This is a genomic window from [Scytonema hofmanni] UTEX 2349 (genome assembly GCF_000582685.1).
Classification (GTDB): Bacteria; Cyanobacteriota; Cyanobacteriia; order Cyanobacteriales; family Nostocaceae; genus Hassallia; species Hassallia hofmanni.
This window is the reverse complement of record NZ_KK073768.1, coordinates 1,057,096-1,066,689: the sequence shown is the minus strand read 5'-3', so window position 1 is coordinate 1,066,689 and position 9,594 is coordinate 1,057,096. Positions and strand designations below refer to the sequence as shown.

The window sequence follows — 9,594 nt, the reverse complement described above, 5'->3', positions numbered from 1 at the left end:
ACGATGACCAAGACGAGTTAAATGTGATGTCAAGATTGTTACTTTATTTTAGGCTAGGCGATGCCTGCGGCGGGCATCGCCAACGCTATTGATCAAAGAATGATTGATAAAAGCCTGAAACAGCGTATTTTTGTTAATTAATGTACCGGAGCCAAAATTTGTACAGTGTGTAAGCCCTACCTACCCCACCAGTAATTCAGCAACTGGGGAAGATTGGGCGGCGAAGCGGAGTGCCGGGTGCGGGCTGCGACAATCTTGATGGCTCATACTAGGTCTTGCTAGCCCGTACCCGGTACCGCCCAATCTAGCGTAGCGTTCCCCAGTTGCGTCACTTACCCCCCCCTGAACGGATACGGTTCACAACGCAAGTCCGTTGGTTCAAAACGCAAGTCCGTTGGTTCAAAACGCAAGTTCGTTGGTTCAAAACGTAAGTCCGTTGGTTCAAAACGTAAGTCCGTTGGTTCAGAACGCAAGTCCGTTTTCAAGGATTTGTTGTCTAAAAAGTGTAATTACTTAGATGCTCATCCAGTATTATTTAAAAAAACACCTAGGCATCATTTACCGTGAATGATGCCCATAGGAATGCGATCGCACTAGTACAAGTCGGCGTAAATAAACCAACCATTCTCAATCGCTAAAAAGCTTACTCCATATTACTTTTGAATGCGTGACTTTTGAATGAGTGACTTCCGCCTTGCGGTACTAGTGTTCCACAAGGCGAATGCTAGAATCAAAGGTGTGCGGAGTAAGGGACTTAAATGCCTACTGATGCCCAATTAAGAGGGTTATATCGTCTTAGCTATTGGCTAACGTATATTATGCTTCAGCCTGTACATCTCGTCTGCATTGACGACCGAACAAACAATCTGTATGTTTTGGCTGGAAGTATTGAAAATTTAGAGTTCCAGATTACCCCAAATGGAGAGGTGTTCTGATGAGTCAAGTTAACTATGATGCTATGTCAGATCAGGAGTTAAGACAACACTTTCTCAGGCATCGTGAGGATAAGAAGGCTCTTCGAGCATATTTGGATAGACTCAGCGATCGCCCACGTAACGTTATTACGACTGTAGATGATCCTGACTTTGACGCTAAGATTCAAGCAGCCGTTTTGCAACAAATGCAAGCAGCGGACGATAACGGTGAGGCAGCGATCTAACAATTCAAATGCAGCGGACAGATGATTTTTGCTTTTAACTAGGGTTATTCCCATGAAATTAGATCGAATCACCACCAATCCAAATCGCATGAATGGTCAGCCTTGCATTCGTAATCTCCGGCTGACAGTTCGTCGGGTGATAGAATTACTGGCGACTTACCCCGATCGAGAAGAATTGCGTCAAGAATTCCCAGAACTGGAAGATGAAGATATCAGACAAGCCCTGATTTTTGTATCTTCTTACCTAGACGATCGCATCATTGAGTTACCTCATCGATATGAAACTGTTGCTTGATCAGGGATTACCACTCTCTGCGGCAGCGTTGTTACGTGATGCAGGTGTTGATACCACTCATGTTGGTGAAATCGGAATGTGTGAAGCCGAAGATGAAGAAATTATCCAGAGAGCCAGAGATGAAGAACGTGTTGTTGCTACTCTCAATGCAGATTTTCATACATTGCTAGCACTTGATGAAGCAACTTCTCCCTCAGTTATTCGTATTCGGATTGAGAGGTTACGTGTCCAAGCATTAACGGATCTGTTACTGATGGCGATCGCTGAATGCGAAGAGGAGTTAGAACAAGGTTCAGCTATCACGGTTGAGCCAAGCCGTATCCGTATTCGTCGTTTGCCCCTAGTGCCTAATGTCTAAACACTTGTGCGATCGCTTTCTAAACCAGCGCATTGCAGTAGCAGAAAATTCTCCTGTTACCTCTCAATGAAAGATAATTTCATTCTTGAGTTCTTCGGCGCCTGGTAAGTCTAGAATCTTGGTCATCACGAGAGTCATATTCAGGATTTTCAGTTCTACGACGTCTGGTAGGTCTAGAATCTTGGTCATCAAGCGCGTCATATTCAGGATTTTCAGTTCTTCGTCGGCGTCTGGGTCTATCTTGGTCATCACGTAAGCGATCGCTCACCTCATTAAAGAAATCGCGACGCAAAAAAGGATAATCGCTGACCCACAAATTGCAACTGCGAATATAAATATCGCTGATTTGGTCAATTGTGCTTAAATCAGCGCGATTGGACATAACGAGCATTTCTGCTATTTGACCACGAGCGATCGCTTTATGATAAGGACGTAGTGGTGCTTTAAACTCGGCGGTAAATCCGCTATCATCGCCTAATTCTAAATTAATCCACTTTTCCCTATTTTCCACAATCACTAATTCGCCTCTATTGTTGACTGTTTCCTGTTTACCAATCAACTCTTCTGTCAGCCACCAATCTAGTACTCGACCACGAAAAAAGCCACTATATTTATAATTGCGATATTTAGCATTACGCACACTTGCCCAAAATACTGGTCCCCAAAACCAGTAAAGACATGCTATAAATCCCAGCAAAAATATTATTGATCCAAAATCAAGTCCGAAAAAGAATTTTACAAGTAAAAGAACAGTCCCAGATACAACAGAAATTAATAGCCGTTGCAAAAAATCAGAAAATTTCCCCCAATAATATTTATACTGGGGAGAACTAGCAATCCAAGGAACGAGTTGTTCAAATTTTTGGCGAGTCAGTGGAACTAACATGGTTTTGTCATTTGATAGTTGATGCTGGGCATTGGGCATTGGGCATTGGGCATTGGGCATTGGGCATTGGGCATGAGTCCTTTTGCCCTTTCCCCTTTCCCCTTTTCCCCTCTTTAAATTCCCACTAACAAATTAGAGTATTTTTTCTAAGCCATATACTAACGACTTTAACTGTAAAACTTTGCGAATAGCCAGTAGTACACCTGGCATATAACAAGCGCGATCGCTTGTATCGTGCCTTAAAGTATAAATTTGACCTGCTGCACCAAAAATCACTTCCTGATGGGCAATCAGCCCCGGTAAGCGCACGCTATGAATTCTAATACCTTCATCTGCTAAACTTCCCCTGGCTCCTTTTATTTTCTCCGTTTCTTCCACAAGAGGGGGGTTAAATCTTTTACCCAATTCTGCCAGCATCTGCGCTGTTTGAATCGCCGTACCGCTTGGTGCATCAGCTTTTTGGTTGTGATGCAACTCGATAATTTCTACATGCTCAAAATATTGAGATGCTGTGACAGCTGCTTGTTGTAGCAATACCATCCCAATGGAGAAATTAGGAATAATCAGACATCCGGTACTTGCTTTTTCGGCAAAATCTGCTAAGTCTTGAATTTGTTGGGGATTTAAGCCGGTGGTACCAACTACAGGACGAATACCGTAGGCGATCGCACTGCGAACATTATTATAAACTGAATCCGGATGGGTAAAGTCTATCATTACCCCTGGTTGCTTTTCCTGTGCCGCAAATGCCAGCATCGATTCCAACTGATTGGTAATTGGAACTTCCAACGGTTCACTTAAACCCGCTAATTCCCCTGCGTCTTTGTCTTGATGTTCAGCAGTTGTGTCAATTGCACCTACTAAGGTCATGTCAGGTGCGCTAGCTACTGCTTTGATTACCTCACGACCCATTTTACCAGCAGCACCGATAACAACAACTGGAATACGAGCTTGGTTTGCCATAACTTGAGAAATGCTTGTAAAGATCACTTGCGAATTGTAGAAGAATTTGGTCATCTAGAGATTCGCTTTTCAAATCCACTTTCTATTTATTGTGACTTAATTTACATGGCACTGGAACTTGATTAATGCTAAATTAGTCCAGTCTTGAACAAGAGCGTCTACGTATCTCAAGCTTTCACGATTTTGGTTGAGCAAATTTGTATAAGTCGTACTAATTAAAAACCAAATTGGTGAAAAGATTAATCCGATGTCCGATCTAGCTACAAATATATTATTCCAAGTAAATGAACAAAAAATTTGTCCTCACCTTGCTTTCCAGTCCTGTACTGTTTAGCTCTATACTGTCTATAGTCATGATGACCCAGCCTGCTCATGCAAGTCAAACAGGCACCCCACCCGGAAGCCGTGTTTCATGCCTGGGAGATCCTCAAACCGCAACTCCTCGTTTTGCATGTCAAAGAGTTAGCAATAGTAGTGCTACTCAAGCTAAACCAGCAACTAAAGTAGCACCAGTTCAATCAAATGAGATTACTGAGTTAGAATTCACCGAGCAAGAAAGCGATGAGGCAATAAGATTATTTGGCTGTGATTGTCCTCCCTGCATCAATGCTGTGCGTAAGATTAACGGTTTGAGTCCGATGGCAAGTTAATATTAGGTTTCGTAGTGAGCCAGCGCGGTCTTCTCCCAAAGGAGAGGCTAGCGCCAAGGGGGTCTCCCCCATGAGCGACTGGCGAACCCGTTCGCGCAGCGTCTCGAAGAGAAGGGTGAGCGCTGTACTCGCTCAAATCAAGGACTGAAGTCCTTACTACAAAATTATTCCACGAGTCTAAAAAGCCATGTATTATCCGGCATAAATACGAATAATTACTTAAAAAAGAGCCAGAGAGTAACTTTTCTGGCTCTTATTTTGACTAAAAATAATCAAATTCCGACAAAATTAAGCAAAAATTTAGAGTCTACCGAGGTTATGTAGCCCTAAGATTACCCCTACACCTAAAAGATGACCAAAGGAAGTAGTTGCTAATAGGGCAGGTAAACCAAAACCACCAAAAAACTTATCTGAAGGTAAAGCTGGTTCAGAACTGGGATAGCTAATGCTAGATTTCCCGAAAGCGATCGCAATCACATTGCAGAGAATCATAATTATCCCAACTGTCGGACTCCATTGCAACGGTGTTGTGGCAAAAGTAGCAAGCAAGGTGGATGTAATCAACTTATTTTCTCCAAAATTTTTCTGGAATAAAGATATAATCTGAGTTTTTCGCAAACAAATTCAATAGAAAGCGGGGAATTTAGATCAATAATTTACATATTTTGTCATAACTTCATATAACCATCGTCTTGCTCTTAAGCTATAATTAGTGGGCATATATGTCTGCTTTTAGTATGTGGAGTACCCGATGAACACTCGCCTAGAAGTTGAATCAGCAATCAAGCAATTATCAGAGGATGAAGTTCGCAATCTGGCAAAATGGCTTCAAGAATATCTCGATGAGATGTGGGATCGGAAAATCGAAGTGGACTTAGCATCAGGAAAATTAGATCGTCTCATTGCTAAAGCAGAGGAGGACATTGCAGCAAACAACGTGAAGGATCTCGATGAAGTCCTTTGCGACGGCTGATTTTTGGAAAGCGTATGCCGAGTTGTCACCTGAGATGCAAGAGCAAGCGCGGAAAGCTTATCAACTTTGGCAGCAAAATTCACTTCATCCCTCGTTGCATTTCAAAAAAGTTGGTAAAAACCTTTGGTCTGCCCGTGTCAGTGGTGGGTATCGAGCATTAGCTTTGAAAAAGGGCGACGATTATTATTGGATTTGGATTGGTGATCATGATGAATATGAGAGTTTTTTGAACTAGCCCGTTGCGACAAGCCAGCTAACAACGCAGTGGAGCGGACGACTTCGCGCTACGTTCTAGTCTACTCGACGCCGCTGATTTGAGCCGTTATACATATAGCTTCAGAGGGTGCAATTGCACAGGTCAAAGTAGGGCGATCGCCTATCGCCGTAGGCTGGGTTGACAACAGGAAAGCCAGCATCACTTTTCTCTCTTTAGTACTAACCAGAAGCCAGATTGCACTTGAAGCTGCAACCGTGGATGCGATCGCCAGGCTAAAATGAGAGGGCGATCGCTTCCTTTCACCAGCCCTCAGACGAGGAGATTCTCAAATGCCATTAGCTGAACTCATGTCACAAATCCAGGAACTTCCAAAAATTGACAAGCTTCGGCTAATGCAGTTCCTTGCCACAGAACTGCTCAAAGAAGAAGATGCAAACTTCTTTGTTGCGAACCAGGAGTATCCAGTCTGGTCGCCGTACAATTGTTCTGAGGCTGCCAATGTCTTGATGAATCTTCTGGCGACTTGCAGAAATCAAAAAAGGTACTCTTAAGGGTACTGTCAAAAAATCTACGAATTACCCAAAATGAGACAGAAAACTCATTTTAATAATTCTTATGTTTATCAAAACTTTTGGCACGGCGATTGTAGACTATAACTTAGTCGCTAGTCCAGCGCCCAACATAGTCTACCTCGCACCGAACATCGGAACCTTTGTTTTAGAACACAACGGAACCGCTAATTTTGTTTGGCAAAAAGACCAACATATTGAGTTTTACTCTGAAAAGCTAGCATATAAAGGAATCCGCACCATTTCAAATGTCAAATATTACGAGTGCGAAATATTTGGAGAGACAGAAGAAATGATTATGAAGTTACTGTTTGGTTGCAAGCGTGCAAGCATTGATGACGGATATCGTATCTTTTACCAACGACCCCAAGATAAAGATTATCAGCTTTGGGCTTGGGATGCTCAAACTTTTAAACTGCATAAAGGAGCAAATAACTAGTACCGCTACGCGGAAGTCAAAAGTCAAAAGTCAAAAGTCAAAAGAATGACATTCCGGGCTTTTGCACCATTTTGAATGGTCTGTTTATTTACGCCGTGTTGTACTAGTAATGAGGCGAATAGAATTCGCTACTACACAAACCAAGTCCACCTACGTGGACTTAAGAAAATAACCCTCATAAGATAAGGGTTTTTGTCTGTGTAGCCACGATTTGTAATTGCCAGGGCTGAATAAAATTTTACGTTTATATTTAAGTTTAAAGCTACGTATTTTCTAAGGATTTAATTCGGACTGGTATAGTATTACAAATACTTCAATATATTCTTAATTTTGAATTCAGAAGTACTGAATTCTTATTTAGCGGCAACCAAGACCCGAAGGATAATCTAAACTCAAGGTGATAGCGATTATTTCTTGCCTTTGTTATGTCCTCGACTATAGACTCCTTGCCACCAGCTCTTGCTAAAATAGTCCAACGCTTTCAACGCGCTTCTGAACCAAAGCGACGTTACGAACAGTTAATCTGGTACGGACAGAAGCTCAAAGAGTTTCCCGAAATTGATAAAATACCAGAAAACAAAGTTCCTGGTTGCGTTTCTCAGGTTTATATCACAGCAAACCTGGATGCTGATAAAGTAGTTTTTCAAGGTGATTCTGATTCTCAGTTAACCAAAGGATTAGTAGGACTTTTGGCTGAAGGGTTGAATGGACTAACACCTACGGAAATTGTCCAACTGACTCCAGATTTTATCCAAGAAACTGGTTTAAATGTTAGCCTGACACCTTCCCGCGCTAATGGGTTTTACAACATTTTCAAAACCATGCAAAAAAAAGCGCTGGAATGTAAGTTAAATATATCTAATTAGGGAATGGGGCAATGGGCATGGAAAGAATCGTATTTATTCACGCATGAGCTAATATCCCTTCTTTAATTCTCATTGCCCATTGCCCAATGCCCCATGCCCAATTACCAAAATTTAGTCTGATGTCTACTGATTTATTATCTTCCCCTGTCGGCATTGGTGGTGTAGTTCAAGAATATTTCTGGAACTGGGAAAACCAGCAATTGCGCGTTGTTTATGAAACTTTAGGTACAGGTTCGCCGATATTATTACTTCCAGCTTTCAGTACTGTTTCCATGCGATCGGAAATGGGCGAACTTGCCAAGCTTTTATCTCCACATTTTCAAGTTGTCGCTGTAGATTGGCTTGGTTTTGGAGAATCGTCACGCGCCAGTGTAGATTATCGACCTGAATTGTATCACCAATTTCTGCACAATTTTGTGAAATCTGTTTTTAATACGCCAATTGCCGTAATTGGGGCTGGACATGCTGCCAGTTATGTGCTGCAATTAGCCGTTAATCAGCCAGATGTTGTTTATGCTGTTGTGTTGTTAGCCCCGACTTGGCGTGGTCCTTTGCCGACAATGGGGGCAAGTCAGCAGATTGCGGGTATAGTCAGAGGATTAGTGCGATCGCCTATTCTCGGTCAAGTTCTCTACAAGCTCAACACTACGCCATCTTTCTTAAGTTTCATGTACCGGCGCCACGTTTACGCCGATCCTGCTATACTCACACCCAGCTTCATTCAGCATAAGTGGCGTAACACTCAACAGCCAGGAGCAAGATTTGCTCCCGCAGCTTTCGTCACCGGCAACCTGGACGCAGTACACAGCCAAGCTGATTTTATCGCGATCGCAAAGCGCTTGTCTGTCCCCCTAATGGTGATAATTGGCGAATCTAGTCCCCCCAAATCAAAAGCAGATATGGAAGCTTTAGCTGCCTTACCAGGTGTGAAAAGCGCAGTTATTCCCGGATCTTTGGGACTGCATGAAGAATATCCAGAAGTAGTTCTTCAAGAAGTCTTACCCTTCTTAAAGGCGCTATCATGAGCAAGATAATGATTATCATTAAATAAGAAAAAGGCATTCAGAGAATGTTTACGGAAACACCGAATACAGTGCCTGTAACCGTTTTGACGGGCTACCTGGGTGCAGGGAAAACAACACTTCTCAATCACATCCTCACCTACGAACACGGCAAGAAAGTTGCTGTCATCGTCAATGAATTTGGGGAAGTAGGCATTGATAATCAATTAATTATTGATGCAGATGAAGAAATTTTTGAAATGAATAACGGCTGTATCTGTTGTACAGTACGCGGTGACTTAATTCGCATCATCGGCAACTTGATGAAGCGGCGTGATAAATTTGACCATTTAGTAATTGAAACTACTGGATTAGCAGACCCCGCACCGGTGATTCAAACGTTCTTTGTTGATGAAGATATGCAAAATCAACTGTCTTTGGATGCAGTGGTGACAGTTGTCGATGCCAAACATATTTGGCAACATTGGGATGCAGACGAAGCACAAGAGCAAATTGCCTTTGCTGATGTGATTTTGTTGAATAAAACTGATTTGGTAGCACCAGAACAGTTGGATGAATTAGAAAAGCGGATTCGTTCAATGAATGCGATCGCCAAAATCCACCGTACCCAGAACTCTGAGTTAGGAATGGACGCTTTATTAGGTGTAAAAGCCTTTGATTTGGATCGCGCTTTGGAAATTGACCCGAATTTCTTAGGTGAAGATGCTCATGTACATGATGAAAGCGTGTATTCTGTAGCTTTGGTAGAACAAGGCGGAGTGGATGGACAAAAATTAAACAATTGGTTGTCCGAGTTATTACGTACCCAAGGACCAGATATCTTCCGGATGAAAGGTATTTTGAATATCGCCGGCGAAGATAATCGCTTTGTGTTCCAAGGAGTGCATATGATATTTGATGGGAAAGGCGATCGCCCTTGGAAACCAAACGAAACCCGCAAAAACGAACTTGTCTTCATCGGTCGCAATCTCGACGAAGCCAAACTCAAAGAAAATTTCCGTGCTTGTCTAATTTAAAACAAAGTGGGTAATGCTCCCGTAGGAAGTGGGGGAAGATAAAGAAGCTTTCCCTTTTTCTCCCTTATCTCCCTTATCTCCCTCATCCCCCTTATCTCCCAATACGCGGGCGTGTTAAGGCAAGAGACGCGATAAATCGCCGTCTCTACAAAGGACTTATTATTGTAAAGACGGCGATTCA

General features: G+C 42.5%; 15 protein-coding genes. 12 read left to right on the top strand and 3 right to left on the bottom strand.

Annotation, left to right across the window (positions count from 1 at the left end):
- Positions 1-758 precede the first annotated feature (758 nt).
- From TOL9009_RS50485 to TOL9009_RS0109765, 4 genes are read left to right on the top strand one after another with little or no spacing between them, the layout of a single operon-like run.
- On the top strand, positions 759-935 hold the full coding sequence (locus tag TOL9009_RS50485; RefSeq protein WP_398344320.1) for a DUF6888 family protein: 177 nt from the start codon (positions 759-761) through the stop codon (positions 933-935).
- Complete coding sequence (locus TOL9009_RS0109775) at positions 935-1,159, top strand: DUF6887 family protein (protein ID WP_029632641.1); 225 nt, start codon at positions 935-937, stop codon at positions 1,157-1,159. Before TOL9009_RS50485 ends, TOL9009_RS0109775 begins: the two co-directional genes overlap by 1 nt.
- 52 nt (positions 1,160-1,211) lie before the next feature.
- Complete coding sequence (locus TOL9009_RS0109770) at positions 1,212-1,454, top strand: DUF433 domain-containing protein (RefSeq protein ID WP_029632640.1); 243 nt, start codon at positions 1,212-1,214, stop codon at positions 1,452-1,454.
- Entirely contained in the window at positions 1,438-1,812 is a 375-nt protein-coding gene (locus tag TOL9009_RS0109765; RefSeq protein WP_029632639.1) for a DUF5615 family PIN-like protein, read from the top strand. The genes TOL9009_RS0109770 and TOL9009_RS0109765 overlap by 17 nt, the downstream gene beginning before the upstream one ends.
- Before the next feature lie 79 nt (positions 1,813-1,891).
- Here TOL9009_RS0109765 and TOL9009_RS38740 read toward each other — a convergent pair whose 3' ends face one another.
- Positions 1,892-2,698, bottom strand: coding sequence for a hypothetical protein (locus TOL9009_RS38740; RefSeq protein ID WP_051503083.1), 807 nt, complete (start codon positions 2,696-2,698; stop codon positions 1,892-1,894).
- A gap of 132 nt (positions 2,699-2,830) precedes the next feature.
- Positions 2,831-3,661, bottom strand: coding sequence for a 4-hydroxy-tetrahydrodipicolinate reductase (gene dapB, locus TOL9009_RS0109755; protein WP_029632638.1), 831 nt, complete (start codon positions 3,659-3,661; stop codon positions 2,831-2,833).
- A 284-nt stretch (positions 3,662-3,945) separates the two neighbouring features.
- Between dapB and TOL9009_RS38735 the strand changes: the two genes are divergently transcribed.
- A complete protein-coding gene (locus TOL9009_RS38735; RefSeq protein ID WP_029632637.1) occupies positions 3,946-4,311 on the top strand; it encodes a hypothetical protein in 366 nt (121 codons plus the stop codon).
- Positions 4,312-4,611: 300 nt separating this feature from the next.
- Here the strand turns inward: TOL9009_RS38735 and psaK are convergent, their stop codons facing one another.
- A complete protein-coding gene (gene psaK, locus TOL9009_RS0109745) occupies positions 4,612-4,875 on the bottom strand; it encodes a photosystem I reaction center subunit PsaK (RefSeq protein WP_029632636.1) in 264 nt (87 codons plus the stop codon).
- Positions 4,876-5,062: 187 nt separating this feature from the next.
- Between psaK and TOL9009_RS0109740 the strand changes: the two genes are divergently transcribed.
- From TOL9009_RS0109740 to TOL9009_RS0109710, 7 genes are all read left to right on the top strand, one after another.
- Complete coding sequence (locus TOL9009_RS0109740; protein WP_029632635.1) at positions 5,063-5,284, top strand: hypothetical protein; 222 nt, start codon at positions 5,063-5,065, stop codon at positions 5,282-5,284.
- Positions 5,262-5,519: a type II toxin-antitoxin system RelE family toxin gene (locus TOL9009_RS0109735; RefSeq protein ID WP_029632634.1), complete on the top strand. Its 258-nt coding sequence runs from the start codon at positions 5,262-5,264 to the stop codon at positions 5,517-5,519. Before TOL9009_RS0109740 ends, TOL9009_RS0109735 begins: the two co-directional genes overlap by 23 nt.
- 311 nt (positions 5,520-5,830) lie before the next feature.
- Entirely contained in the window at positions 5,831-6,052 is a 222-nt protein-coding gene (locus TOL9009_RS0109730; RefSeq protein ID WP_029632633.1) for a hypothetical protein, read from the top strand.
- A gap of 64 nt (positions 6,053-6,116) precedes the next feature.
- Positions 6,117-6,509, top strand: a complete 393-nt coding sequence (locus TOL9009_RS47105) for a hypothetical protein (protein WP_029632632.1) — start codon at positions 6,117-6,119, stop codon at positions 6,507-6,509.
- 425 nt (positions 6,510-6,934) lie between these two features.
- Positions 6,935-7,375: a SufE family protein gene (locus TOL9009_RS0109720; RefSeq protein WP_029632631.1), complete on the top strand. Its 441-nt coding sequence runs from the start codon at positions 6,935-6,937 to the stop codon at positions 7,373-7,375.
- Positions 7,376-7,494: 119 nt separating this feature from the next.
- Positions 7,495-8,400: an alpha/beta fold hydrolase gene (locus tag TOL9009_RS0109715; protein ID WP_029632630.1), complete on the top strand. Its 906-nt coding sequence runs from the start codon at positions 7,495-7,497 to the stop codon at positions 8,398-8,400.
- Positions 8,401-8,444: 44 nt separating this feature from the next.
- The gene (locus tag TOL9009_RS0109710; protein WP_029632629.1) at positions 8,445-9,413 is read left to right on the top strand and encodes a CobW family GTP-binding protein; all 969 of its coding nucleotides are present in this window, start codon (positions 8,445-8,447) and stop codon (positions 9,411-9,413) included.
- Positions 9,414-9,594: the final 181 nt, after the last annotated feature.

Coding starts and splice junctions, on each gene's coding strand:
- TOL9009_RS50485 (WP_398344320.1), top strand. CDS start 759: ATGCCTACTGATGCCCAATTAAGAGGGTTATATCGTCTTAGCTATTGG.
- TOL9009_RS0109775 (WP_029632641.1), top strand. CDS start 935: ATGAGTCAAGTTAACTATGATGCTATGTCAGATCAGGAGTTAAGACAA.
- TOL9009_RS0109770 (WP_029632640.1), top strand. CDS start 1,212: ATGAAATTAGATCGAATCACCACCAATCCAAATCGCATGAATGGTCAG.
- TOL9009_RS0109765 (WP_029632639.1), top strand. CDS start 1,438: ATGAAACTGTTGCTTGATCAGGGATTACCACTCTCTGCGGCAGCGTTG.
- TOL9009_RS38740 (WP_051503083.1), bottom strand. CDS start 2,698: ATGTTAGTTCCACTGACTCGCCAAAAATTTGAACAACTCGTTCCTTGG.
- dapB (WP_029632638.1), bottom strand. CDS start 3,661: ATGGCAAACCAAGCTCGTATTCCAGTTGTTGTTATCGGTGCTGCTGGT.
- TOL9009_RS38735 (WP_029632637.1), top strand. CDS start 3,946: ATGAACAAAAAATTTGTCCTCACCTTGCTTTCCAGTCCTGTACTGTTT.
- TOL9009_RS0109740 (WP_029632635.1), top strand. CDS start 5,063: ATGAACACTCGCCTAGAAGTTGAATCAGCAATCAAGCAATTATCAGAG.
- TOL9009_RS0109735 (WP_029632634.1), top strand. CDS start 5,262: ATGAAGTCCTTTGCGACGGCTGATTTTTGGAAAGCGTATGCCGAGTTG.
- TOL9009_RS0109730 (WP_029632633.1), top strand. CDS start 5,831: ATGCCATTAGCTGAACTCATGTCACAAATCCAGGAACTTCCAAAAATT.
- TOL9009_RS47105 (WP_029632632.1), top strand. CDS start 6,117: ATGTTTATCAAAACTTTTGGCACGGCGATTGTAGACTATAACTTAGTC.
- TOL9009_RS0109720 (WP_029632631.1), top strand. CDS start 6,935: ATGTCCTCGACTATAGACTCCTTGCCACCAGCTCTTGCTAAAATAGTC.
- TOL9009_RS0109715 (WP_029632630.1), top strand. CDS start 7,495: ATGTCTACTGATTTATTATCTTCCCCTGTCGGCATTGGTGGTGTAGTT.
- TOL9009_RS0109710 (WP_029632629.1), top strand. CDS start 8,445: ATGTTTACGGAAACACCGAATACAGTGCCTGTAACCGTTTTGACGGGC.